We start from the raw sequence: 22,953 nt of genomic DNA, 5'->3' as shown, positions 1-22,953 counted from the left end.
TTGAAGTGCTGGAAGTGAGACTGTCAAACGCATCAGATCACAAAGCTCTTGCGATTTTGTTTGAAGAGATGCAAGCGCACTATGATGTGCCATGTCCACCACGAGAGACCATACTCGAAGGCCTTGCCTCAATGCCTTCCGGAACGGAAATTATGGTTGCTGCTCAGCAAGAGCTGGTAGGCTTTGCCGCGATCACGCCAGTCTATCCGGGTCCTTGTCTTGGGTCAGGCATGTTCCTCAAAGAGCTTTTCGTCTCAAGGCAATATCGTGGGTCTGGTGTCGGAAAAAGCCTGATGCAGGGGCTGGCAAGATTGGCGCTTGAGCGGGGACATGCCCGCATAGACTGGACAGCAGATCGCGACAATCCGCGTTTGCGTGCCTTTTACGAAGGATTGGGTGGGGTGCCAAAACCTGACAAATTATTCTATCGTTTTGATGGGGTAGCACTGCTAAAAGCGGCAAATGGTGGTGCTGACCACCAGTAGTGTCCAGATTCACTTTGGACGGATGATCCATCCGTAAAGTGCGCTTCCGGCGAGCAGAACACTTGTCCCGAGAAAGACTGCCCGCATACCGAAGTGACCACCGACAAACCCTCCCATCAGCGGGCCAATGACTTGGCCAACATATTGCGAGGATGTCGCGTAGCCGAGAATGTTGCCTGCAACTCTATCCGGAACGTTATGGCGGATGACGCTGGTGATACAGGGAAGAAGCCCCCCGAGCGAAAGCCCCATCAGAAATCGCAGGATGACCAGCTGCCAGCCATCGGTCACAAAAGCCTGAGGAATAAGGAGCAACGCAGATGTTCCCAGAGCTGCAACGATAACATTCCAGTGCCCGATGCGGTCCGCCAGTCTACCCAGTCTTGATGCAGACAACACGCTGCCGAGAGCCGCCGCTGACATTACAATTCCTGCAACCATGGTTACGTGGGCCGGGTTGTCTACCAATTGTGCTACATAGACTGTGATGATGGGTTCAATGGACATGGTTGCAAGCATCAAAAGCATTCCGGCCACTAGCATGACAATTACCGGGCGTTTCTCCGGAATTGCCTTCCATCCTCTGTTCTGGTTTTGCGCTTGGCTTTTAGGTGGCCGGCGTTCTTCCTTGATAAAGAGGCTCGTTGCGAGAAATGTTACAAAGATAACTCCGCCTATCAGCCAGAATGTTGCGCGGATACCAATCAAGGGGGGTAACCCGCCGCCAATCAACGGTCCGATAAGATTGCCTGCCATGATACCGGAGGCCAATGTCCCGAGAGCCCATCCTGTTCTCGCTTTCGGCGTTTGTGTGGCGACAAGGACGGTGGAGCCGGATGCGTAACCGCCGAGCAGGCCGGTGAGCAGGCGAAGAGCGATGAGATGCCAGACTTCTGTGGCCATGCCCATGAGGGACATTGCAACGGCCATGCCAAGGCTTGCCCGGATCAGCATCAGCTTGCGTCCGTAGCGATCGGCAAGGCGGCCCCACAAGGGTGCTACCAAAGCTGCGGTAAAAAATGTTGCACCATAGGCGATGCCGGACCATTGGACGATCGCAGCATGATCTGTCTCGCCCAACTGCTCTATATACAACGGCAAAAAAGGCAGGATCAGAGTCATCGCAACAATTGTTGTGAATGAGCCAAGCAGGCAGACCCACAGATTTTGCTTCCAGTAAATTGATTCCCCTGAACTGGAGCTGGTGTCTGTGTCAGTCAATTTATCCAACTATGTTCTCCGCTCTAGGTTTGCCTTGGCCCAAGACATCGCAGTTATGGCCCGGGAGGGCAACCAAGCTCAAAGCATTCAGATACTGCAAACAATCTTGATCCAAAACTGAAAGTACAACCTTGCATTGCGAGCGCCAGCGAATAGGCTCTAAGCCGACTCATGGCAAATAGCATCGAGAATGAGCTTTATGAAACTGTTCTTTTCCAGCCAGCAAATGGCTCATCAGCCCAAACAATACATGATAAATGGTCGAATTACCGATCCGCTGGAAAACCCGGCGCGTGCTCAAGCATTGATAAAGGCACTGTCCGAACTGGGACTTTCGCAACAGGCGACCGAAGATGCAGGACTCGATCCCATACTTGCCGTTCACGCCGATCACTATGTTGAGTTTTTGCAAACGGCATATGACCGATTCATGCAGCTACCCAATCATGGCCCTGAGGTCCTGCCCAATGTAAGCGCATATCAGGGTGCGGGACAGGACTATGCTGCCCGCCCGAAGCCAAGACCCATTGGCGTGCTCGGACAGGCTGGCTGGTACATTAACGGACTTTCCTGCGCCATGATGGAAAGCACCTATGTTTCGGCTTATGCCTCTGCCCAAACGGCAATTTCTGCAGCAACTGCCCTGTTGAGAGGTGAGAAAGCTGCCTTTGCACTGTGCCGCCCTCCGGGTCATCACGCCTATGCGGATCGTGCGGCGGGATTTTGCTATTTCAACAATGCGGCAATCATCGCTCAGCACTTGCGTCAGCAGCATGAGCGTGTAGCGATCATCGATTTTGATACACATCATGGCGACGGAACACAGGCAATATTCTACACGCGCGACGATGTATTTTTCGGTTCAACCCATACCGATCCATCAAATTATTATCCGCATTATATCGGCTACGCGGATGAAACCGGCGCTGGCAGCGGCCTTGCGGCAAACCTCAACCTGCCACTGGCGGAAGGAAGCAATGATGGTGCTTTCATTGAAGCCAATCGAAAGCTGGCGGCTGCGGTGGCAGATCATGGCGCGACGGCCCTTGTCATCTCTGCCGGATGGGATGCCCATCACGACGATCCGCTTTCCAAACTTGCAGTGACGACAGAGGCTTATGCCGAAATAGGAGCAATCTGGGGAGCCGTCAGCCTGCCGACCGCAATCGTACAGGAAGGTGGCTATTCGCTGAGCGCTGTGTCGGAAGCGGCGCCACGTTTTATGGCAGCCTATCAGGCTAATCGCGCACAATAACGAAAACGGTCGCTGTACCGCTCTGTTCATTTTCATCGCAGGGATAAGTTTCCTTTGCAGTATTCTCCTCCCCGTAGAGGATAGCGGGTCGGAATCCTTTGCTGCGCGCTGCCGAAAGAATGCAGGAGATTTCGACTGCGCCAGCCAAACCTTAAATTCTTCACCTTTCCTGAATAGGCATGATTATCGCTTCGACATATTGGGGAGAACTGTTCATGGCATTCAAACGTCAGCTTTTACCGGTTTTGCTTTTTCCTTTGATTTGCTCCACCGCATTGGCAGCTGTGAACGGGCCTGTAAAATCCGTCACACTTTCATCGGGCGGTCTGTCAGAAATCGTTCGCTCCGCCAATGTGGGTGATAATAGCGAGATTACGATCAATGTTCCGCTGGATCAGGTGGATGACATTCTCAAGAGCCTCATTATCAGGGATGCCAATGGCAAGGTTAAGAACCTTTCGCTGGCTGGACCCAATCCGCTGGAAGAGACGTTTCGCACACTGCCCTTTAGCGTTGATGATCTGAACTCGCTTCCCCGACTGCTGAATGCCGTCAAGGGCACTGGCATCCGCGTGTCCGGCGCGCGCGAGCTTGAAGGCAGTATTCTTGGTGTTGAGTATCAAACCGGCCAAAACGGCGCGCAGAGTGCGGTGCTTTCGATACTCACAACCAAGGGTGACATGACGACTGTCCCGCTCGACAGTTCGGTATCTGTTGAAATTTTGGACAAGACCCTGAACGGTAAGATTGCCGATGCAACTCTTGTTGCAGGCAAGGGCGCGGTGGATGGCTCCCGCACGATAAAAATCGAGCTGGACGGGCAGGGTACGCGCACCGTGGATATTTCATATGTTGTCTCTGCCCCGATCTGGAAGACCAGCTATCGGATGGTGACCGGTGAAAATGGCACGGCTCGGCTACAGGCTTGGGCCATATTCGAGAACGCTTCCGGCGAAGATTGGAGCGACGTTTCCGTGGTGCTTTCATCAGGGAAACCTGTCACGCTGAAGCAGGCACTCCACAAGCGCTACTGGAAAGATCGGGCTGAACTTGTCGTCGATACATCCGCGCAAAATCCTGCAATCGCAAGCCTTGGTGCCTCCCGCAGACAAAAGGTGACACAAGAGCAGGATGAGGCAGCGGGCTATGCAGCGCCGGCTCCAGAGATGCAGATGGCGCAAAGGCCGATCGAGATGGCCCCGGCCTCGCAGCAAACATCCATTGATGAGCAGGAGGTTACGTCCAATTTTTCCCTGCCCGGCCAGTTTGATCTGAAGAACGGCGAAACAATTTCCGTACCCTTGCTAGACAAGGAGGTGAAGGTCGAAATGGTTTCTGTCTATCAGGTCGGTCGCAGTGGCGAGCACCCGACAGCTTCCGTCATGCTTGAAAACGACAGTGGTTCCAGTTTTCCGCAAGGTATATTGACTGTCTATGACGGCAAATCCGGATATGTCGGCGATGCCCGGATCGCGGGAATGCCATCTGGCGAAAAGCGTGCCGCCAGTTTTGCCCTTGATCAAAAGGTGTCAGTGGGTACGGACACAAAACCTCAAAGGATGATCACATCGATAAAAGTGGCTGATGGGATCATCCATGCAAAAACGCTGCTGCGGGAAGTGACGATATTTACAGTGAACGGGGCAGCTGATGGTGACCGCATCGTGCTTATCGAGCAGGAAAAGCGTCCTGGCTGGACATTCAAGGCTGAAAATACCGGGGATTCCACACTGACACATGATCGTGTTCGTGTTGCCTTGAAGGCAGGTGAAACACAAAGCGTCGAAACGGTCAGAGAGCAGACCCAGGCTGAAGAATTTGCATTGTCCGATGCAGTCCCGCAGATGATCACAAACTGGGCTGATGCGGCGGAAGATCCCGAGGTCAAAGCGAAGCTGAAAGAGCTGGCCGAAGCCCGGTTAAAGCAGGTTGAAGCACAAGAGGCGCTTGATCGCGTTCAAAGAGAGTATGATCAGGTGGCTGAGTCTCAGGATCGCACCCGTGAGAATTTGCGTGCTGTACCCAATGGCGATCTTCAAAGCAGGTATCTGGCGCAAATGGGTCAGGAGGAAGACCGCCTTGGAGAATTGCGCAAGAAGCGGGATGCTGCGCAGGAGGTTATAGGAGAGTTCGACAAGAATGTTACGCGGATTATCCGTACGTTCTGAGCGATATTTTCAGTGCAAGGTTTCATATCGGGTAAGAGGAAATGGCGGAGAGAGCGGGATTCGAACCCGCGTTACGCTATTAACGTAAACACACTTTCCAGGCGTGCGCCTTCAACCACTCGGCCACCTCTCCGCAATACGTCCGGCATATGGCCGAGCGGGTTAATGATCTGCAACCGAAATGCCGGCTGCAAGAGCACCGTCAACCATCGGCTACTCATTCTTCGATCAGACACGGCGCTCTACGATGGTTAGTCGGCAGCTACCCGTGCGGCGCGCACTATAGCCAGAACAAGCACTTCTTCAACTCCTAATTCAAACTATTTTTGATTCAGAGTTGTACAACCGCATTTCCATTTCATTACAGTGGGTTAGCTGCTTTGATGTAAGCGGGAGTTCCCCTTGGGTCCATGGCGCGCAATTTGGTATATGGTCACAAGAGATCGCAATCATGTCCAGAAAAGCGATTCCGGTTTCCCGGGTTTTGCGTTAGAGGATAGAAGATCAAGCGACCCACAGCCCTTCCGGGCGAAGGGCCGCCCGCCCTGGAGAAGAATATTGCTACGTCTTGTTTGCAGGCTTTTAGCCTATATCTGCCTCAGCCTGGCTATTATTGCCGCTGTTCTTGACGCAGCCAGATCAGTTGGCGCGTCCGCCCTTGTTGTAACTTTGCTCAAAGATAGCTGGCAATCGGTTTCGGCCAGCTCGTTGGCACTTGTTGAAACAAGCATCAGAACCCATCTATACGGCATATTCTGGGATCCGTTGATGCTTTGGGTACTGGAAGCACCTACCGTTATCGTCTTCGGCCTTCTCGCCCTGTTGTTATATGCAATAGGTTACAGGCGTACGGACAGAGCAGGCAGGTTTGCTGCCCGTTGAAGCATCGTAAGGCCCATGCATCCGGAGGTAATTCAATGTCCATATTCAGTACGCTGAGCAAGAAATCCGAAATGCCAACTGCAGAACAGGCTTTGCCTGGCCGCGCATCACCAATTGCGACCGCAGAAACACATTATGTTAATGGGCGACCCTTGAAGGGGCTATGGCCGAACAATTTTCAAACCGCCATGTTCGGTATGGGGTGTTTTTGGGGGGTAGAACGGCTGTTTTGGCAGGTGCCTGGCGTCTATCTGACTGCTGCGGGCTATGCCGGTGGTATTACACCCAATCCGACCTATCAGGAAACATGCACCGGCCTCACCGGTCACAATGAGGTGGTATTGGTCGTGTTCGATCCGTCGGTTGTCTCTTATGAAGAGTTGTTGACAATGTTTTGGGAAGAACATGATCCAACTCAAGGTATGCGGCAGGGCAATGATGTCGGTACAACATACCGGTCCGGTATCTATACGTTCACACCGGAGCAGCAGGCAGCAGCCGAGGCAAGCCGCGCTGCCTACCAGAGCGCACTGACAGCCAATGGCCGTGGAACAATAACCACCGAGATCATCGAGGCTCCAGTGTTCTATTACGCAGAGGACTACCACCAGCAATATCTTGCGAAAAATCCGGGCGGTTATTGCGGACTGCGTGGAACGGGTATCTCCTGCCCTATGCCGAGCGCCAGGGCAGTAAACTGATCGGGTTCAATGCCCATAAATCCGTTTTTTGATCACTTGGCAAAATTCCGCGTGAATTTTACGTAACGGCGTGCAAGATTAGGCTTGGTGCGGCGGGTTGAATGCCTCGCCGCAATGGTCCAGGCCACAGCAGAAAGTTGTGTCCTCAAACAAAATCCAGAGGGTTGCTATCAAATGAAGCGTATTGTTCTTGGTCTTTTGGCTGCTACGGCATTGCCCCTGATATCACTTGGAGCAGCGAACGCTGCGGACGACAAGCCTGCTTTGATTTATGATCTTGGCGGCAAGTTCGATAAATCGTTCAATGAAGCTGCATTCAATGGCGCTGAGAAGTACACAGCCGATTCCGGCGTGAAGTATCGCGAATTCGAAATCCAGAATGAAGCCCAGCGCGAACAGGCACTGCGCAAATTCGCATCGGATGGCAATTCACCAATCGTCATTGCAGGCTTTTCCGCAGCCGCCGCAATTGAGAAGGTTTCTACAGAATTCCCCGATACCAAGTTTGTCATTATCGATGCAGAAGTGAAACAGCCGAATGTTCGTTCGGTCATATTCAACGATAATGAGGGTTCCTATCTTGTCGGCGTCATGGCTGCCAAAGCGTCCAAGACAGGTACTGTCAGCTTTATTGGCGGAATGGACGTTCCTTTGATCCGTAACTTTGCCTGTGGCTATGTTGGCGGTGTGAAGGCTACGAATGCAGATGCCAAAGTTATCCAGAACATGACCGGTGATACACCGGCTGCCTGGAATGATCCGTCTAAAGGCGGTGAAATTGCCAAGTCGCAGATGGATCAAGGTTCTGACGTGATCTTCGCAGCGGCTGGCGGCACCGGTATTGGTGTTCTTCAGGCTGCGGCCGATGCTGACAAGCTCGGCATTGGCGTTGATTCCAACCAGAACGGCTTGCATCCGGGCAAGGTTCTAACCTCAATGCTCAAGCGTGTTGATGTTGCCACCTATAATGCGTTCAAGGACGGTGCCGATGGCAAATTTACATCTGGCGTAAGTTATCTCGGCGTCAAAGAAGGCGGTGTGGATTATGCTGTCGACGACAACAATGCAAAGCTCCTGACGGATGATATCAAGAATGCTGTTGAAACCGCTAAGGCGGATATTATCTCCGGCAAGGTGAAGGTACACAGCTATTTCACGGACAATGCTTGCCCGTACAAATAAGCAATAACCTCGAAGTAAAGAAAGCCGCTGGTCAAATGACTGGCGGCTTTTTCAATGACTTTTTCATTATCCACATTCCGGCATTGTCATCGTACAGCTCTTCCATTTTCTGCCAGCCCATACGTTCGTAATATCTTGTCTCTGCCGTATAGAGATAAAGCTGTTCATGACCTTGTTGCTGTGCGATTTGTTCAGTTGCCTCAACCATGGCTTTGCCAACACCGATCAACCGCATCTCTGGAGTAACATACAGGCTCGCGAGCCAAGGATGTAAATGAGGATGACTTTCAAGATCGTTGTCGATGAGCAATGACAGGCCCACGGGCAGTCCGGAAACGAATCCGACCAGTGCCTTCTGGCGGCTTTCAGGATCAAGGAAACCAAGGAAGCTGTCGATAATCTCTTCCCGGCTGCGACCGTTATCGCAGCCCCACGTTACGTAGTTCCAGCGCGCACATAATGGCACGAGTTCGGGGTGGTTTTCGAGGGGCTCTATTCTTGTCATCATTTAATAATGAGGGGGTCTGGTTACGGGCGTATCTTCTGCAGTCTGCTCTTCCAAGACAAGAAAACGGTCTGTTAGTGCATCCAGCTTACGCCGCATTGCCTCAATGGTCTTCCATTGCTCGGTTAGCTGGCCCGAAAGCTCATCAATCGTGTGTTCCTGCTCGGTTACCAGGATTTCAAGCCGCGTCAGGCGGTCATTGCTCTCGGCTGTCATTCCCGTCTCCGTTCTTTCTTTTTCTGTCCCGGGTTTTTGATATTTGAACAAGTTGATGACCATTGCGTCAAGGTATGAAGAGATGATAGCGGCTGTTGAATGTTGCTTTTCTTGACTGGAAAGAAAAAATTCCCGTGCTAGGGTCTGGACCTATTAATATGATCGAAATGGCGCCTGAAACAGCAAGAAGATGCGAGGAGAAGCGCGAAGGGTGGGGTCTTTCCCCCGGCCAAGCGGTTCGACACTGCAGCTTGCAGCCGTTTCGGGGTCCGCAGGATATGGTCTTTTCGCCCGCCTACTTCGTCGCAAAGTCTTGAAAATGAACCACATTGTCTTCGCCTTTGCTCCTTGTATCCAAACGAAAAGCCTCATACCATTTCGACCAGATTAATAGGTCCGGACCCTAGGGTCTAAAGCTTCGAAAAATAACAAGAGCTGATCAACAGCGGATGGGGATATGAGCGCAGCTGCAATCGAACTTATTGGTGTGGACAAGCGTTTCGGCTCCGTTCATGCAAATCGCGATATTCATCTTGCGATAGAAAAAGGCACCATTCACGGCATCATCGGCGAAAATGGCGCTGGAAAATCGACCCTGATGTCGATCCTTTACGGATTCTATCAGGCTGATAGTGGCGAAATACGCATTAACGGCAAATCGACAAAGATCACCGACCCGAATGCTGCAATCGGGATGGGTATTGGTATGGTGCATCAGCATTTCATGCTTGTTGAAAACTTCACCGTGCTTGAAAATGTCATGCTCGGGGTGGAGGGCGCGCCATTTCTGAAGAAAGGTATTGCCAAGGTCCGTGCTGAATTGAAGCGTCTCGAGCAGGAATATGAACTTGATGTCGATCCGGATGCTTTGATTGAAGAATTGCCGGTCGGCTTGCAGCAGCGGGTGGAAATTCTCAAGGCGCTTTATCGCGGTGCCGATATTCTGGTTCTTGATGAGCCTACCGGTGTTCTGACGCCGCCGGAAGCCGATCATCTTTTCCGGATTCTCGAGCAATTGAGGGACCAAGGCAAGACCATCATTCTGATCACACATAAATTGCGTGAAATCATGGCTGCAACCGACAATGTGTCAGTCATGCGCCAGGGGTCAGTTGTCGCTACCCGCAAGACCAGCGAGACTTCGGTGGAAGAACTGGCCGAACTCATGGTCGGCAGACGCGTTTTGCTGCGCGTCCAGAAAGGCGAAGCACAGCCCGGCGAAGTAAAACTTTCCGTTGAGAACCTGACCGTACGGGACAGTCGCGGCGTGGTCATGGTGGACAATGCATCGTTCACTGTGCGGGCAGGTGAAATTGTCGGCATTGCCGGTGTGGCTGGCAATGGACAGTCGCAGCTGATTGAAACAATTGCTGGAATTCGCGCCGCTGTATCGGGCCGTGTCCTCCTTGATGGGCAACTCATTGATATCACGGGAGCCGCTGATCCTGGCGAGTTGCGTGATCGTGGTTTGGCGCATGTGCCTGAAGACCGCCATCATATGGGACTCGTTCTGGCATTCGAAGAATATGAAAACTCTATTCTGGGATATCACGACGATCCGCTTTATCTCAAAGGGCCGTTTCTTGATATTGATGCTATCAAAGCGGATGCGCGCGACAAGATAGAGAAATATGACATCCGCCCGGGCGATCCCAATCTCAAGACCGCGAATTTCTCCGGTGGCAACCAGCAGAAAATTGTCCTCGCTCGTGAGATTGAGCGCGATCCGGGCGTTCTTATTATCGGGCAGCCGACACGCGGTGTAGACGTCGGCGCAATCGAATTCATTCACAAGCGTATTATCGAGATGCGTGATGCGGGCAAAGCCGTCCTGCTCGTTTCTGTAGAACTCGATGAAATCCGCTCCCTGTCGGATCGTATCCTTGTCATGTTTGCCGGTCGCATCGTTGGAGAGCGGGATGCTGAAGCGGATGAAGGGGAACTCGGTTGCCTCATGGCAGGTGTCGAGCAGCTGGAGGCCGCCGAATGACAACACAGGCGCTGATCATTATAGACGTCCAAAATGCGATAGACGACCCAAAATGGGGCCGTCGGGGACAGCCTGAAACAGAGGCGCGGATTGGCGAACTGCTTGCAGCATGGCGTGATCGCCGCCTGCCAGTCATTCACATCCGGCATGACTCAACGGATCCGGCATCACCATATCGCCCCGGTACGCATGGCAATGATTTCAAGGATGAAGTCGCCCCGCAGATGGGCGAGCCGATTATTGATAAGCGCACGAACAATGCGTTTATAGGCACCGATTTGATGGACGTGCTTGACGAGTTGCAGGCGCGCAGCTTGGTAGTCACCGGCGTTCTTCTGGAAAATTCCGTCGATGCAACAGTCCGCATGGCTGCCAATCTCGGTTTCGAGGTAGTCGTTCCGGAGGATGCTGTCGCGAGTATTGATCGCAAAGACTATCGCGGCAAGAAATGGGTCGCCGAAGACGTGCATGCCTTGGCGCTATCTGTACTTGAAGGCGAATATGCCCGCATCACGACATCCGCACACATTATCGGAAATCTGCCATGAGCCAGCCTTTTGCAAAACTACCTGCTTGGGCAGATTATGGACTTCTTCCGCTGATCAATCTCATCGTTGCCTTCCTTGTGGCTGGTCTGGTCGTATTGCTCGTTGGTGAAAGCCCGATTGAAGCTGCGGTGCTGATGGTCAAAGGTGCTTTTGGCACAGGCGACGGCGTTGGCTATACGCTCTATTACGCAACCAACTTCATCTTTACGGGTCTTTGCGTTGCCGTGGCCTTTCATTGCGGTCTCTTCAATATTGGCGGCGAGGGCCAAGCCTATATTGGCGGTCTCGGCGTCGCATTTATCGGACTTGGCCTTGGCGATACCCTGCCTTGGTGGGTGGTCTTTCCATTGGCAATTGTGGCTTCCGGCATAGCCGGTGCCTTATGGGCGCTTATTCCCGCCTGGCTGCAAGCGCGCCGCGGTTCGCATGTTGTTATTACCACCATCATGTTCAATTTCATCGCGGCCAGCATCATGGTCTATATCGTGGTGCAAATTCTCAAGCCCATGAATATCCAATCGCCGGAAACGCGCGTTTTTGGGGAGGGTGGGCAATTGCCAAGCCTTGGATGGTTGTTGAACGCTGTTGGACTCAACATGCGCTCCGCCCCCCTCAATCTCAGCTTTCTCATTGCTTTGGTTGCGGCGTTCCTTGTCTGGGTGCTGATCTGGCGGACGAAGCTCGGTTATGAAATCCGCACAATGGGTTTTAGCCCGAAGGCGGCACGTTATGCCGGCATAAGCGAGCTGCGTATTATCATTATCGCCATGATGATTTCGGGCGCGCTGGCCGGTATGATGGCGCTGAACCCGATCATGGGAGCGCAGCACCGTTTGCAGCTCGATTTTGTTGCCGGTGCTGGTTTCGTGGGCATTGCCGTCGCGCTTATGGGGCGGTCTCATCCGGTTGGTATTGTGCTGGCGGCAATCCTTTTCGGTATGCTTTATCAGGGCGGTGCCGAAATTGCTTTCGATATGCCAAACATCTCTCGTGATATGATCGTGATCATTCAAGGTCTGGTGATCCTCTTCGCCGGAGCGCTGGAACATATGTTCCGGCCAACTTTGCAGCGGATATTCCATAGCCTTTCCTCTAAAAAGGACCAGACAGCGTCTGCTATTGCTGGAGGAGGCCAGTAATGGATAGCTTTATCACCGTTCTCCAGCTCTTCGATTCGACCATACGCCTATCGGCTCCCTTGTTGCTGGCCTGTCTGGCAGGGCTCTATTCCGAACGGGCTGGCATCTTCGATATCGGTCTTGAAGGCAAAATGCTTGCCGGCGCATTTGCAGCTGGTGCTGTTGCTACATGGTACGGCTCCGCTGGCTTTGGGCTGCTTGCAGCAATTGCCGTGTCTGTGGCTTTAGGCCTTGTGCACGGCTTTGCGTCGATCACGCACAGGGGAAACCAGATCGTTTCGGGCGTTGCGATAAATTTCATTGCGGCAGGAACGACAGTTATCCTCGGCCAGGCATGGTTTCACCAGGGCGGGCGCACGCCATCCTTGCCAAACACCGCGCGCTTCAATGCTATCAATTTGCCCGGAGCCGAAGCTTTGCGTGAAGTCCCGATCATCGGACCGATCTATTTCGAGCTGATCTCCGGCCATTCCATTGTTGTTTACCTCGCCTTTCTGTTGGTGCCTTTCACATGGTGGGTGCTCTATCGTACGCGCTTTGGCCTGCGCTTGCGCGCTGTGGGTGAAAATCCGGCGGCTGTTGACACAGCGGGTATTTCAGTTCCTTGGTTGCGTTATCGCGCTGTCATCTGTTGTGGCATTCTTTGCGGCGTGGCCGGTGCCTATCTTGCCACGGCACAGGGTGCGGGTTTCGTCAAGGATATGACTGCAGGCAAGGGCTACATTGCCCTTGCAGCTTTGATCTTCGCAAAGTGGCGACCAGTACAGGCAATGTATGCTTGCTTGCTATTCGGATTTCTCGATGCTTTGGGCATCCGTCTTCAGGGACAGACTCTGCCTCTGATCGGTGAGGTGCCGGTGCAGCTTATGCAGGCTCTCCCCTATATCCTTACGATCATTCTGCTTGCCGGGTTTATCGGTAAAGCCATTCCGCCAAAAGCTGGCGGTGTTGCCTACGTCAAGGAAAGATAGTCATGAGTACGGACCTGTTCGATGCGGCTTTTGCCGCCATGCAGAAAACCCATTCGCCTTATTCAAAGTTTCCGGTCGGTGCTGCACTGCGGACCAGTGACGGGCGAATCTATTCCGGATGCAACATCGAGGTGGTTTCCTATCCGGAAGGCTGGTGTGCCGAAACCACGGCGCTTTCACATTTTGTGATGGGTGGCGGGGGCACGATCACAGAAATTGCTGTCGTGGCCGAGAAGAAGGCAAAGTGCACCCCCTGTGGTGGTTGTCGCCAACGTTTGGCCGAGTTTGCGGGTCCCGAAACATTGCTTCACCTTTGCGATAATGAAGGGATCGTTCAGACGCTGACGATGAAAGAAATATTCCCCTTCGGTTTTGAAGCGGAAGTGCTCGGTAAAGGTGCTGCATGATCGCTCCAGCTACGAGTATGCTCATTCAAAAACTCAATGGTTTTGCCCCTCGCATTGCCTTGGTGCTTGGGTCCGGGCTGGGATCGCTTGTTGATGCCGTCGAAAACGCAATTTGTATTCCCTATTCCGAATTGCCTGGCTTTCCACATAGTGGCGTTTCAGGCCATGCGGGGGAGGTAGTTGCCGGTTATCTTTCGGGCAAGCCGATTCTGATGCTGGCGGGGCGCGCGCACTACTATGAAAAGGGTGACGCGTCTGTCATGCGCCCGGTTATAGCGGCGCTCGCTGAAATAGGCATTGAGAGCATTATTCTGACCAATGCTGCGGGCTCGATACGTCATGATCTTGCGCCGGGCAGTGTGATGCTGATTGATGACCACATCAACTATTCAGGTCTTAATCCGCTGATCGGTGAACCGTCGGACAAACGTTTTGTCGGCATGACAACAGCCTATGACCAGCAATTGAAAGATGCTTTGATTGTCGCTGCCGGTGAGGTCGGCGAGAAATTGGCGCAAGGCGTTTACATGTGGTTCTCAGGACCATCGTTTGAAACGCCCGCCGAGATTCGCATGGCAAGGACTCTTGGTGCCGATGCCGTGGGAATGTCGACGGTCCCCGAGGTCATTCTCGCGCGGTTTTATGGATTGCGCGTGGCGGCCTGTTCGGTGATCACAAATTTCGGCGCTGGAATGACCGGTGCGGAACTATCGCACGAAGAGACCAAGGATGTTGCGCCGCAAGGTGGTGCTCGTTTGCAGAAGATCATCCGTTCCCTTATTCAGGAAATAGGTTAGCCAATGGAGCTGCCGCAAGAAATCATCCGCCGCAAGCGCGACGGCGAGACATTGAGCGCAGCGAATATTACCGGCTTCGTCAATGCCATGAGCGCCGGTTCCATTACGGATGGTCAGGTTGCGGCCTTCGCCATGGCTGTATTTTTCAATGGCATGAAGCGTGAGGAAGCAGTGGCATTAACGCTTGCCATGCGCGATTCGGGGGATGTGCTGGATTGGTCGGATTTACCTGGCCCAGTTGTCGACAAGCATTCGACTGGCGGGGTTGGGGACAATGTGTCCTTGATGCTGGCACCGCTTGCAGTCGCCTGTGGGGCCTATGTCCCGATGATATCGGGCCGAGGTCTCGGTCATACCGGCGGAACGCTGGACAAGATGGATTCGATCCCCGGCTATATCAGCCAGCCAGATAACACCCTGTTCCGGAAGGTTGTTCGTGATGTCGGATGCGCCATTATCGGCCAGACCGCCAATCTTGCACCCGCAGACAAGCGGCTATATTCCATTCGTGATGTGACAGCGACGGTGGAATCCATACCGTTGATAACGGCGTCGATACTGTCGAAGAAACTTTCGGCAGGACTGAACGCGCTGGTTCTTGATGTAAAGTCTGGCAATGGTGCGTTTATGAGCAGAAACCGCGACGCGGTGGCCTTGGCGACGAGCATAGTCGAAGTGGCAAACAGTGCTGGCCTGCCAACGACAGCACTTCTGACTGATATGAATCAGCCGCTCGCTCTCGCTGCAGGCAATGCGGTTGAAGTCAGAAATGCTGTTGATTTTCTGACTGGCGCCCGCCGCAATGCGCGGTTGGAGAGCGTCACTCTCGCGCTGGTCGCGGAAATGCTCCTGTCCGCCGGACTTGCACCAAATTTGAAGTCTGCGTCAGGCAAGGTCCGTGAAGCTCTCAACAGCGGCAAGGCTGCAGAAATATTCGGGCGTATGGTTGCTGGTCTAGGTGGGCCGAAAGATTTTATCGAGAAGATGGATCATTATTTGCCCGCAGCACCCATTACACTCGAAGTAAGGGCGCCTGTAGCCGGTTTTGTTGCATCCATCGATACGCGTGCCATTGGCATTGCAGTGATAATGCTGGGTGGTGGCCGTATCCGGCCACAAGACCCGATCGACCACGCTGTCGGCATCACTGCTTTGCAGCCCATCGGGGCTAAAATGGAAAAGGGTGAGCCAATTGCGCTGGTCCATGCCCGCACACAGGACGAGGCGAATACTGCGGCGCTCGCTATCACAAAAGCTTATGGTTTTGCGGATCGCAAGCCCCGGACAGTCAATCCGGTCCTGCGCCGCATCGGTGCCTGATTACTTCGTGCCATACATGCGGTCGCCCGCATCGCCCAGACCCGGCACAATATAGCCTTTTTCATTGAGATGGCTGTCTATGGCAGCGGTAAAAACCGGTACATCCGGGTGTGCTTCGGTAAAACGCTTAATGCCTTCCGGTGCCGCCAGCAGGCAAAGGAAGCGGATATTGCTGGCACCGCGATCTTTCAGTTTCTGGATGGCAACAATGGCCGAATTGGCCGTTGCCAGCATGGGGTCGACAACGATGATAAGGCGGTTGACGATATCTTCCGGCGCTTTGAAATAATACTCGACAGGCTGCAACGTATCATGATCGCGGTATAGTCCGATATGCGCAACACGTGCCGCAGGCACAAGGTCCAGCATGCCTTCAAGCAATCCATTGCCTGCGCGCAGGATCGAAGCAAAGACCAGCTTCTTGCCTTCTATAACCGGCGACTCCATTTCAACCAGCGGAGTCTGGATCGTGATGTTTGTCAGTTGCAAATCCCGGGTTACTTCATAGCAAAGCAGCAGGGATATTTCCTTCAGCAACCGTCGAAATCCGGCGGTTGAAGTGTCCTTGTCGCGCATGATAGTTAGCTTGTGCTGAACAAGCGGGTGGGAAACGATCGTCACGCCCATGGGGATTCCTTTAAACTGAACTAGCCTAACCTTAGCTGTTGATGAGCGTGATCGCAAAGCGTGTGTGCTGGACACGCACAGTTTTGTCGCGCAACAGGCGATAGCCTTCTGCGTTTCAATATTCTATGGTTCCCGCAAATTATACAGGCAGGTAATAATATGAACCAGCAACGCACCGGTGCACACGGCGGCATGGAAACGTCCTTCGGCTTCCAGGATGTGGGCGACGGGGAAAAACAGACGCGAGTCAATGATGTTTTTCACCGGGTCGCCAAGCGCTATGACGTCATGAATGATCTGATGTCGGCCGGTCTTCATCGGGTCTGGAAAGATTCGATGATCGCATGGCTTTCTCCATCGAAAACCGCAAATTGGAAAGTGCTGGATGTCGCCGGGGGAACGGGAGACGTTGCGTTCAAAATTGTGGAGGCATCTGGTCGCAATGCGCATGCGACCGTGCTGGACATTAACGGGTCCATGCTTGGCGTTGGCCGCGATCGTGCTGCCAAAAAGGGACTGACTGATAACACTGAATTCGTCGAGGCCAATGCAGAAGAGCTTCCATTTGAAAGCAACAGGTTCGACGCCTATACGATTGCATTCGGTATTCGCAATGTGCCGCATATTGATCGCGCCCTGTCGGAAGCCTACCGCGTCTTAAAACCAGGCGGGCGCTTCCTTTGCCTGGAGTTTTCCGAAGTCGAACTGCCTGTCCTGGACAAGCTTTATGATGCCTGGTCCTTTAATGCCATTCCAAAAATTGGCAAGGCGGTAACGGGCGATGCAGACAGCTATCAATATTTGGTGGAATCCATTCGCAAGTTTCCGCGACAGTCCGATTTTGCAGACATGATCCGCAAAGCGGGCTTTGAGCGGGTTAGCTGGCGCAACTTCACCGGCGGCATTGCGGCGCTGCATTCCGGCTGGAAGTTGTGATTCTTGAATGAGTAGTTTTGCAGCAACATTTCGCCTTATGCGAGCTGGATGGATATTGACCCGTGAGGGCGTAATAGCCGCACTTCCCGCCGATGGTTTGAGTGGCATTCCCGCGTTTGGGCATAAGATCGCGGGCCTTCTCGCCCGCCGCCGCGCCCTCACTGCCCGCCGCTCCGAACGCATGTCCCGGGCAATCAACAAGCTTGGTCCGTCCTATGTAAAACTGGGCCAATTCTTGGCGACACGCCCTGATGTCGTGGGAACCGAAGTCGCTGATGATCTGGCGCTGTTGCAAGACCGGCTTGACTACTTTCCCATGGAAGCCTCAATCAAGGCGATTGAGGGATCGTTGGGCCGTTCGGTCGACGACCTCTTTGTCAATGTTGAGCCGCCAATAGCTGCAGCCTCCATTGCTCAGGTGCACCCCGCTTTCGTCAGGATAGATGAGGGAAACAAAAAGGTAGCTGTAAAGGTTGTTCGGCCCGGCGTTCGGCAACGCTTTAACAATGATCTTGAGAGCTTCTTTCTTGTTGCCCGCTGGCAGGAGCGATACGTTCCGGCAAGCCGTCGCCTGCGCCCTATTGAAGTCACGCGAACCCTCGCACAAACGACGCGTATAGAAATGGATCTGCGCCTCGAGGCTGCGGCTCTTTCGGAAATAGGTGAAAACACGAAAGACGATCCGGGTTTCCGGGTGCCAACGGTTGATTGGGAGCGTACAGGGCGCGACGTGCTCACGCTTGAGTGGATCGACGGCGTCAAGATGTCTGACGTTGAAGGGCTGCGCGCCGCTGGTCATAATCTTATCAAACTTGCCGAAACTCTGATCCAGTCATTCCTGCGTCATACGTTGCGTGATGGGTTTTTCCATGCGGACATGCATCCGGGTAATCTGTTTGTGGATGCAGCTGGCAATATCGTTGCGGTGGATTTCGGCATCACAGGTCGGCTCGGCAAGAAGGAACGCCGGTTCCTTGCCGAGATACTTTACGGCTTTATTACCCGTGATTATGTGCGGGTGGCCGAAGTGCATTTCGAGGCTGGCTATGTACCGCATCATCATGATGTTGCAAGCTTTGCGCAAGCCATTCGTGCCATCGGCGAACCTATCCACGGTCAGCCCGCCGAAACCATTTCAATGGCAAAGCTGCTGACGTTGCTGTTCGAGGTCACGGAACTCTTCGACATGGAAACCCGTCCTGAACTGGTGATGCTCCAGAAGACGATGGTCGTTGTGGAAGGCGTCGCCCGCACGCTCGATCCACATTTCAATATGTGGAAAGCGTCCGAACCTGTTGTCGGCGACTGGATAAAGCGCAATCTTGGTCCTCAGGGAATTCTTGTTGATGCGCGTGATGGCGCGCTGTCCTTGCTGCATTTAGCGCGTCAAGCCCCCGACCTGGTAGCACGTGCTGACAGGCTGTCGCTGGAATTGGACCGCATGGCTGAAAACGGACTGCGGTTTGACGATCAAACCGCCCATGCTATTGGCAAGGCCGAAGCGCGGCATACACGATCCGGACGAATTGCCCTCTGGGTGATTGCAATTTGTTTCGTCATTATCACCTATGAGCTATTATCTTGACAGAATTTGCGCTAAGTTGATTGCAATGATTGCACGCAAGCGGTCATGTTCTGTTGGAGTGCAATCAAATGGCCAGTATCACGATCCGAAATCTGGATGATGCCACCAAGGAAAATTTGCGCCTCCGAGCGGCTTTGAATGGGCGCTCCATGGAGGAGGAAGTCCGGCTTGTTCTTGGTGAACTCAATAGCGAGCCGGCACGTTTGATAGCTGTGCCCGGCGCTCTTCCCGCGGTTTCAGGATCACTTTTGGGGCGTCATGTCCTTCTTATCATTGGTGGTGGTATCGCAGCCTATAAATGCCTTGATCTGATCAGGCGTTTGCGGGAGCACGGTGCCAAAGTTCGCCCCATACTCACCAAGGCTGCTGAAGAATTTGTAACGCCTTTGTCCGTAGGCGCGCTGGCGGCGGATAAAGTATTCACCGAGCTGTTTTCGCGGGAAGACGAGCATGATGTCGGCCATATTCGCTTGTCGCGCGAGGCGGATATGATCGTTGTGGCTCCGGCAACGGCGGACCTTATGGCAAAGATGGCGCATGGTCTGGCGAATGATCTCGCCAGCGCCGTCTTGTTGGCAACCGATAAGCCCGTGCTGATTGCACCGGCGATGAACCCGAAAATGTGGGATCACGCGGCGACCCGACGCAACCGCCTTACCTTGGAAAAGGATGGCATCCGGTTCATAGGCCCAAACAAGGGCGAAATGGCAGAAAGCGGTGAAAGTGGTGCAGGGCGCATGGCGGAGCCACTGGAGATTGTTGCCGCCATCGAGAAGCATCTGGATCGCAGGCCAAAGCCACTGAGCGGCAAGACCATCATAATGACGTCCGGTCCAACACATGAGCCGATTGATCCGGTGCGCTATATCGCCAACCGTTCGTCTGGCAAACAGGGACACGCTATTGCTGCCGCTCTTGCGCGCCTTGGTGCGACGGTGCGGTTGGTTTCCGGCCCCGTTACAATTCCAGATCCCGAAGGTGTCTCCGTGGTTCACGTGGAATCCGCTCGCGAGATGCGCGATGCAGTGGAGCAACTTTTGCCTGCGGATGCTGCCATTATGGTTGCTGCGGTTGCAGACTGGCGATATGCAAATGAAGCCAATGAGAAGATAAAAAAGCAGCCGGGGGAAAAAGCACCCGCCCTGCAAATGGTGGAAAATCCGGATATACTGGCGGGGGTAGGGCATAGCAAATTGCGCCCACGGCTGGTTGTCGGCTTTGCCGCGGAAACGCAGGATCTGCTGGCCAATGCGCAGAAGAAGCTTGAGAAGAAAGGCGCTGACTGGATCGTTGCCAATGATGTGACTCATGCAAAAGGTGTGATGGGAGGCGACCGGAATGCTGTACGTATCGTAACGCATTCAGGCGTTGAAGAATGGCCGGAGATGAGCAAGGAAGAGGTAGCCGAACGTTTGGCTCAAAAGATCGCAACGGCGCTACAGGCGCTTGAGGTATGACCATTGTCATTCGTGAAGCTCGGGTCTCAGACGCGCAAAATCTTGCTGCGCTCTCCATTCAGGTATGGCTGCATACTTACGCCAAGGCTGGGGTTCGGGATGTTTTCTCCCGCTATGTGTTTGCAGAGTTTACCGCTGAGCGTTTTGCCGGAGAAATAGAGGGTCGGACAAAACAGCTATTCGTGGCTGAGGTGCAAAATCATCTCGTTGGGTATGTCCGGATCTGTTTTGAGGCAGAATGCCCCGTCCGTCATATTGCCCAGCCGGAAATAGAGACGCTCTATGTGCAGGAACATTTTGCCGGCTGCGGTGTTGGAAGTGGCCTGCTTGATCGAGCCGTGGAGGCATGTAAATCGCGCAATCATGGTCAGGCATGGCTTATGGTGAATCAGCAGAATTTGCCCGCTTACAGCTTTTATGAACGCAAATTATTTCAAAAGATCGGTACGGTTGATTTTGAGCTTGAAAGTGAACGTCACGCCAACGATGTTCTGGTAAAAGTTTTCTAGTCATTGGAATTGAGCATGACCAAATCCTCCGTCCCCGTTCTTGAAACCGAACGTTTGATCCTGCGCGGCCATCGTGAGGATGACTTCGAAATGCTGCATGAAATTTGGACCCAGCCCGCAGTCTATCAATATATTTCGGGACAGCCCTCAACGCGGGAACGCTCATGGGGTCGTCTGCTACAATATATCGGCATGTGGCATGCCATTGGCTATGGTTTCTGGGCTTTGGAGGAAAAGGCGACCGGACGCTATATCGGCGATGTTGGCTTTGCCAATTTCAACAGGGAGATTGAGCCACCCTTCGGTGATACGCCAGAAATGGGCTGGGTATTGTCACAAGCAATCCATGGCAAGGGTTATGGCAATGAGGCGCTCGAAAAGATGCTCGATTGGGGTGCAGGTTTCTTCAAGGCCGCAAGTACACGCTGCATTATCTCGCCGGATAATCTTGCATCGCGCCGGATTGCCGAGAAAAATGGTTTCCGCAAGATTGCGGAAACCACCTATACAGATGAGCCGGTCTGGCTGCACGAAAGACTGTTTGAACGCTAGAGCAATTCCAGCAAAAGTGGGAACCGGTTTTAGCAATCGGAATTGCGTAAAAACAAAGAGATAGAGCATCGAAGACGACTCCGTTTTCTCCGGAAATGCTCTAGAAGCAAATTTGCTCTAGCTACCAGCCTTCTCCCTTTTGCGATATGTGATGAATAATCTGGCAAGGGCTGGTGATCCAGAAATCCTTATGCCCCTCCGGCAATTCTTCGATCTCATCGCAGCGCACGACACCTGCTTCGGCAAGGTGCCCGGCAGCATTTCCGACATTATCTGCTGCGATTTCCAGCCACAACTCCGATTGGCTGATACCAGGTACCTTGTCGATCCAAAGCTGATTTGAGCCGAAATGAAAACCCACATAGGGCAGGTGGTTGGTTAGCGGCTTTAAGCCGAGAATATCCCTGTAGAATGCGACCGTTGCCTCATACTGGTGAGGGGGAACTTTCATCGCAATATTATGGCTTCCCTCGTAAGAAGGTCTCATGATTCTCTCTCCCTTAGGTTGCTTTTTTAATTGCCAATAAGCTGCCGATATTCCGGCTCAAGACGCTTGTGGTTCACCCAGAAACCATCGACCTGTCGCCCTTCCAGATGGGCAATCAGCACTGCCAGATGAGAGTGCCAACCAGTTGCTACACTGGCCATGGAATTCGTATTTGCAAGTCGTGTGTGCGTAACCGTCAGTTGTGTATCAGACCCAACGGCGGCAAGTTCGAATGTCACCTCTGAAGGTTCATTTGGTCCATCAGGCCAAGTGTAACTCAGGACATGGGGTGGGTCGTAGCGCGTGACTTTCCCTTTATTTTTGTGTCCCTCATATTTCAGATACTCTTCCGGAGTCGGATCTTGTGATAGCTCCGAATGATGGAAGGTCAATTCAACATCACCGCCAACAAAATTAGCAATAGGTCCCTTTGCCAGCCATTTACGCCTCTTGTCCGATTCGGTCAGATATGCCCAAACCCGCTCGACAGGACCAGGGAGAAGACGTTCGATGCGGATTGTCATTGGTGCTGTTACAACACCAAAACTATTGTTTCCAACATACTCGTTCATTTCATCCTCCTGCATTCTTGGATTCTGATGGACTATCGGGCGTGGGTTCTATCGCTGCTGCTGCATCTTCCTCGCGCAGAATTGCTTCAAGATCATCAAGCCTTGCAGTCCAGAATTTCTCATAGGTGCTCAGCCATCGTTGAGCCTGTGCAAGCCTGGCAGCTTCAAGCTGACAGATATGGGTTCTACCCTCGATACGCCGCCGCACGAGGCCGGCGCTCTCCAGAACCTTTATGTGTTTCGATGCGCCTGCCAGTGACATTTGAAAGGGCGTTGCCAAATCGCTGACCGAATGTTCGCCGGTTGTGAGTCGATGCAATATCGCCCGCCGTGTCGGGTCGGAAAGTGCATGGAATACAGCGTCGAGATGAGATGTCCGAGATTCAACCATATGGTTTAGTATCATGGCATTAGAAGTTAGTCAACCATATGGTTTAGTAT

The 22,953-nt window shown here is 53.0% G+C and carries 25 protein-coding genes and 1 tRNA gene; 18 read left to right on the top strand and 8 right to left on the bottom strand.

All coding sequences use genetic code 11. From position 1 onward, the window contains the following. Window positions 1-5: 5 nt before the first annotated feature. A complete protein-coding gene (locus ACYJL1_RS01350) occupies window positions 6-485 on the top strand; it encodes a GNAT family N-acetyltransferase (protein WP_460896673.1) in 480 nt (159 codons plus the stop codon). 9 nt (window positions 486-494) lie between these two features. Here ACYJL1_RS01350 and ACYJL1_RS01345 read toward each other — a convergent pair whose 3' ends face one another. Then, window positions 495-1,706 (bottom strand): multidrug efflux MFS transporter, encoded by a 1,212-nt coding sequence (locus tag ACYJL1_RS01345; protein WP_460897899.1) that lies wholly within the window; start codon window positions 1,704-1,706, stop codon window positions 495-497. A 199-nt stretch (window positions 1,707-1,905) separates the two neighbouring features. Here ACYJL1_RS01345 and ACYJL1_RS01340 point away from each other — a divergent pair, with 199 nt between their 5' ends. Together ACYJL1_RS01340 and ACYJL1_RS01335 are read left to right on the top strand one after the other, a co-directional pair. After that, on the top strand, window positions 1,906-2,961 hold the full coding sequence (locus ACYJL1_RS01340) for a histone deacetylase family protein (RefSeq protein WP_460896672.1): 1,056 nt from the start codon (window positions 1,906-1,908) through the stop codon (window positions 2,959-2,961). A 215-nt stretch (window positions 2,962-3,176) separates the two neighbouring features. Continuing rightward, complete coding sequence (locus ACYJL1_RS01335; RefSeq protein WP_460896671.1) at window positions 3,177-5,129, top strand: DUF4139 domain-containing protein; 1,953 nt, start codon at window positions 3,177-3,179, stop codon at window positions 5,127-5,129. A 42-nt stretch (window positions 5,130-5,171) separates the two neighbouring features. On the opposite strand, the gene ACYJL1_RS01330 is transcribed toward ACYJL1_RS01335, so the two are convergent. Then, a tRNA-Ser gene (locus ACYJL1_RS01330) sits at window positions 5,172-5,262 on the bottom strand. Between the two features lie 425 nt (window positions 5,263-5,687). On the opposite strand from ACYJL1_RS01330, the gene ACYJL1_RS01325 reads away from it, so the two are divergent. From ACYJL1_RS01325 to ACYJL1_RS01315, 3 genes are all read left to right on the top strand, one after another. Then, window positions 5,688-6,011 carry a hypothetical protein gene (locus ACYJL1_RS01325; protein WP_460896670.1) on the top strand — a complete coding sequence of 108 codons (324 nt, stop codon included), beginning with the start codon at window positions 5,688-5,690 and terminating at the stop codon, window positions 6,009-6,011. A gap of 35 nt (window positions 6,012-6,046) precedes the next feature. Next, window positions 6,047-6,712 (top strand): peptide-methionine (S)-S-oxide reductase MsrA, encoded by a 666-nt coding sequence (msrA, locus tag ACYJL1_RS01320; RefSeq protein ID WP_460896669.1) that lies wholly within the window; start codon window positions 6,047-6,049, stop codon window positions 6,710-6,712. 174 nt (window positions 6,713-6,886) lie between these two features. After that, a complete protein-coding gene (locus ACYJL1_RS01315) occupies window positions 6,887-7,894 on the top strand; it encodes a BMP family lipoprotein (RefSeq protein ID WP_460896668.1) in 1,008 nt (335 codons plus the stop codon). Between the two features lie 31 nt (window positions 7,895-7,925). On the opposite strand, the gene ACYJL1_RS01310 is transcribed toward ACYJL1_RS01315, so the two are convergent. Both ACYJL1_RS01310 and ACYJL1_RS01305 read right to left on the bottom strand, forming a co-directional pair. After that, entirely contained in the window at window positions 7,926-8,402 is a 477-nt protein-coding gene (locus ACYJL1_RS01310; RefSeq protein ID WP_460896667.1) for a GNAT family N-acetyltransferase, read from the bottom strand. Next, entirely contained in the window at window positions 8,403-8,615 is a 213-nt protein-coding gene (locus ACYJL1_RS01305; RefSeq protein ID WP_460896666.1) for a SlyX family protein, read from the bottom strand. Window positions 8,616-9,072: 457 nt separating this feature from the next. Between ACYJL1_RS01305 and ACYJL1_RS01300 the strand changes: the two genes are divergently transcribed. From ACYJL1_RS01300 to deoA, 7 genes are read left to right on the top strand one after another with little or no spacing between them, the layout of a single operon-like run. Further along, complete coding sequence (locus tag ACYJL1_RS01300; RefSeq protein ID WP_460896665.1) at window positions 9,073-10,605, top strand: ABC transporter ATP-binding protein; 1,533 nt, start codon at window positions 9,073-9,075, stop codon at window positions 10,603-10,605. Continuing rightward, complete coding sequence (locus tag ACYJL1_RS01295) at window positions 10,602-11,153, top strand: cysteine hydrolase family protein (protein ID WP_460896664.1); 552 nt, start codon at window positions 10,602-10,604, stop codon at window positions 11,151-11,153. The genes ACYJL1_RS01300 and ACYJL1_RS01295 overlap by 4 nt, the downstream gene beginning before the upstream one ends. Further along, on the top strand, window positions 11,150-12,292 hold the full coding sequence (locus tag ACYJL1_RS01290; protein ID WP_460896663.1) for an ABC transporter permease: 1,143 nt from the start codon (window positions 11,150-11,152) through the stop codon (window positions 12,290-12,292). The genes ACYJL1_RS01295 and ACYJL1_RS01290 overlap by 4 nt, the downstream gene beginning before the upstream one ends. Beyond that, entirely contained in the window at window positions 12,292-13,263 is a 972-nt protein-coding gene (locus ACYJL1_RS01285; RefSeq protein ID WP_460896662.1) for an ABC transporter permease, read from the top strand. Before ACYJL1_RS01290 ends, ACYJL1_RS01285 begins: the two co-directional genes overlap by 1 nt. Before the next feature lie 2 nt (window positions 13,264-13,265). After that, window positions 13,266-13,670: a cytidine deaminase gene (locus tag ACYJL1_RS01280; RefSeq protein ID WP_460896661.1), complete on the top strand. Its 405-nt coding sequence runs from the start codon at window positions 13,266-13,268 to the stop codon at window positions 13,668-13,670. Beyond that, window positions 13,667-14,467 (top strand): purine-nucleoside phosphorylase, encoded by an 801-nt coding sequence (locus ACYJL1_RS01275; protein WP_460896660.1) that lies wholly within the window; start codon window positions 13,667-13,669, stop codon window positions 14,465-14,467. The genes ACYJL1_RS01280 and ACYJL1_RS01275 overlap by 4 nt, the downstream gene beginning before the upstream one ends. A 3-nt stretch (window positions 14,468-14,470) precedes the next feature. Continuing rightward, a complete protein-coding gene (gene deoA, locus ACYJL1_RS01270; RefSeq protein WP_460896659.1) occupies window positions 14,471-15,787 on the top strand; it encodes a thymidine phosphorylase in 1,317 nt (438 codons plus the stop codon). Here the strand turns inward: deoA and upp are convergent, their stop codons facing one another. Next, window positions 15,788-16,414: a uracil phosphoribosyltransferase gene (upp, locus tag ACYJL1_RS01265; protein WP_115054730.1), complete on the bottom strand. Its 627-nt coding sequence runs from the start codon at window positions 16,412-16,414 to the stop codon at window positions 15,788-15,790. A 159-nt stretch (window positions 16,415-16,573) separates the two neighbouring features. Here upp and ubiE point away from each other — a divergent pair, with 159 nt between their 5' ends. From ubiE to ACYJL1_RS01240, 5 genes are all read left to right on the top strand, one after another. After that, window positions 16,574-17,350, top strand: coding sequence for a bifunctional demethylmenaquinone methyltransferase/2-methoxy-6-polyprenyl-1,4-benzoquinol methylase UbiE (ubiE, locus tag ACYJL1_RS01260; RefSeq protein WP_460896658.1), 777 nt, complete (start codon window positions 16,574-16,576; stop codon window positions 17,348-17,350). A gap of 7 nt (window positions 17,351-17,357) precedes the next feature. Then, complete coding sequence (ubiB, locus tag ACYJL1_RS01255; RefSeq protein ID WP_460896657.1) at window positions 17,358-18,935, top strand: 2-polyprenylphenol 6-hydroxylase; 1,578 nt, start codon at window positions 17,358-17,360, stop codon at window positions 18,933-18,935. A gap of 68 nt (window positions 18,936-19,003) precedes the next feature. Next, window positions 19,004-20,392 carry a bifunctional phosphopantothenoylcysteine decarboxylase/phosphopantothenate--cysteine ligase CoaBC gene (coaBC, locus tag ACYJL1_RS01250; protein WP_460896656.1) on the top strand — a complete coding sequence of 463 codons (1,389 nt, stop codon included), beginning with the start codon at window positions 19,004-19,006 and terminating at the stop codon, window positions 20,390-20,392. After that, window positions 20,389-20,901: a GNAT family N-acetyltransferase gene (locus tag ACYJL1_RS01245; RefSeq protein WP_460896655.1), complete on the top strand. Its 513-nt coding sequence runs from the start codon at window positions 20,389-20,391 to the stop codon at window positions 20,899-20,901. Before coaBC ends, ACYJL1_RS01245 begins: the two co-directional genes overlap by 4 nt. Before the next feature lie 15 nt (window positions 20,902-20,916). Beyond that, a complete protein-coding gene (locus tag ACYJL1_RS01240; RefSeq protein WP_460896654.1) occupies window positions 20,917-21,453 on the top strand; it encodes a GNAT family N-acetyltransferase in 537 nt (178 codons plus the stop codon). A gap of 121 nt (window positions 21,454-21,574) precedes the next feature. Here ACYJL1_RS01240 and ACYJL1_RS01235 read toward each other — a convergent pair whose 3' ends face one another. Genes ACYJL1_RS01235 through ACYJL1_RS01225 form a run of 3 tightly spaced genes read right to left on the bottom strand, consistent with a single transcriptional unit; the run spans window position 21,575 to window position 22,903 of the window. Then, on the bottom strand, window positions 21,575-21,940 hold the full coding sequence (locus ACYJL1_RS01235) for a VOC family protein (protein WP_460896653.1): 366 nt from the start codon (window positions 21,938-21,940) through the stop codon (window positions 21,575-21,577). A 26-nt stretch (window positions 21,941-21,966) separates the two neighbouring features. Beyond that, on the bottom strand, window positions 21,967-22,512 hold the full coding sequence (locus ACYJL1_RS01230) for an SRPBCC family protein (protein WP_460896652.1): 546 nt from the start codon (window positions 22,510-22,512) through the stop codon (window positions 21,967-21,969). Between the two features lies 1 nt (window position 22,513). Continuing rightward, entirely contained in the window at window positions 22,514-22,903 is a 390-nt protein-coding gene (locus ACYJL1_RS01225; protein WP_460896651.1) for an ArsR/SmtB family transcription factor, read from the bottom strand. Window positions 22,904-22,953: the final 50 nt, after the last annotated feature.

The organism is Phyllobacterium sp. K27, assembly GCF_054796155.1.
The sequence above is the reverse complement of the archived record's forward strand: the minus strand, read 5'-3'. Positions and strand labels throughout refer to the sequence as shown.

What these genes read in the sequence shown, in the direction of transcription:
- ACYJL1_RS01340 (WP_460896672.1), top strand. Translation starts at nt 1,906, where the DNA reads ATGAAACTGTTCTTTTCCAGCCAGCAAATGGCTCATCAGCCCAAACAA.
- ACYJL1_RS01335 (WP_460896671.1), top strand. Translation starts at nt 3,177, where the DNA reads ATGGCATTCAAACGTCAGCTTTTACCGGTTTTGCTTTTTCCTTTGATT.
- msrA (WP_460896669.1), top strand. Translation starts at nt 6,047, where the DNA reads ATGTCCATATTCAGTACGCTGAGCAAGAAATCCGAAATGCCAACTGCA.
- ACYJL1_RS01315 (WP_460896668.1), top strand. Translation starts at nt 6,887, where the DNA reads ATGAAGCGTATTGTTCTTGGTCTTTTGGCTGCTACGGCATTGCCCCTG.
- ACYJL1_RS01310 (WP_460896667.1), bottom strand. Translation starts at nt 8,402, where the DNA reads ATGATGACAAGAATAGAGCCCCTCGAAAACCACCCCGAACTCGTGCCA.
- ACYJL1_RS01305 (WP_460896666.1), bottom strand. Translation starts at nt 8,615, where the DNA reads ATGACAGCCGAGAGCAATGACCGCCTGACGCGGCTTGAAATCCTGGTA.
- ACYJL1_RS01300 (WP_460896665.1), top strand. Translation starts at nt 9,073, where the DNA reads ATGAGCGCAGCTGCAATCGAACTTATTGGTGTGGACAAGCGTTTCGGC.
- ACYJL1_RS01295 (WP_460896664.1), top strand. Translation starts at nt 10,602, where the DNA reads ATGACAACACAGGCGCTGATCATTATAGACGTCCAAAATGCGATAGAC.
- ACYJL1_RS01290 (WP_460896663.1), top strand. Translation starts at nt 11,150, where the DNA reads ATGAGCCAGCCTTTTGCAAAACTACCTGCTTGGGCAGATTATGGACTT.
- ACYJL1_RS01285 (WP_460896662.1), top strand. Translation starts at nt 12,292, where the DNA reads ATGGATAGCTTTATCACCGTTCTCCAGCTCTTCGATTCGACCATACGC.
- ACYJL1_RS01280 (WP_460896661.1), top strand. Translation starts at nt 13,266, where the DNA reads ATGAGTACGGACCTGTTCGATGCGGCTTTTGCCGCCATGCAGAAAACC.
- ACYJL1_RS01275 (WP_460896660.1), top strand. Translation starts at nt 13,667, where the DNA reads ATGATCGCTCCAGCTACGAGTATGCTCATTCAAAAACTCAATGGTTTT.
- deoA (WP_460896659.1), top strand. Translation starts at nt 14,471, where the DNA reads ATGGAGCTGCCGCAAGAAATCATCCGCCGCAAGCGCGACGGCGAGACA.
- upp (WP_115054730.1), bottom strand. Translation starts at nt 16,414, where the DNA reads ATGGGCGTGACGATCGTTTCCCACCCGCTTGTTCAGCACAAGCTAACT.
- ubiE (WP_460896658.1), top strand. Translation starts at nt 16,574, where the DNA reads ATGAACCAGCAACGCACCGGTGCACACGGCGGCATGGAAACGTCCTTC.
- ubiB (WP_460896657.1), top strand. Translation starts at nt 17,358, where the DNA reads ATGAGTAGTTTTGCAGCAACATTTCGCCTTATGCGAGCTGGATGGATA.
- coaBC (WP_460896656.1), top strand. Translation starts at nt 19,004, where the DNA reads ATGGCCAGTATCACGATCCGAAATCTGGATGATGCCACCAAGGAAAAT.
- ACYJL1_RS01245 (WP_460896655.1), top strand. Translation starts at nt 20,389, where the DNA reads ATGACCATTGTCATTCGTGAAGCTCGGGTCTCAGACGCGCAAAATCTT.
- ACYJL1_RS01240 (WP_460896654.1), top strand. Translation starts at nt 20,917, where the DNA reads ATGACCAAATCCTCCGTCCCCGTTCTTGAAACCGAACGTTTGATCCTG.
- ACYJL1_RS01235 (WP_460896653.1), bottom strand. Translation starts at nt 21,940, where the DNA reads ATGAGACCTTCTTACGAGGGAAGCCATAATATTGCGATGAAAGTTCCC.
- ACYJL1_RS01230 (WP_460896652.1), bottom strand. Translation starts at nt 22,512, where the DNA reads ATGAACGAGTATGTTGGAAACAATAGTTTTGGTGTTGTAACAGCACCA.
- ACYJL1_RS01225 (WP_460896651.1), bottom strand. Translation starts at nt 22,903, where the DNA reads ATGGTTGAATCTCGGACATCTCATCTCGACGCTGTATTCCATGCACTT.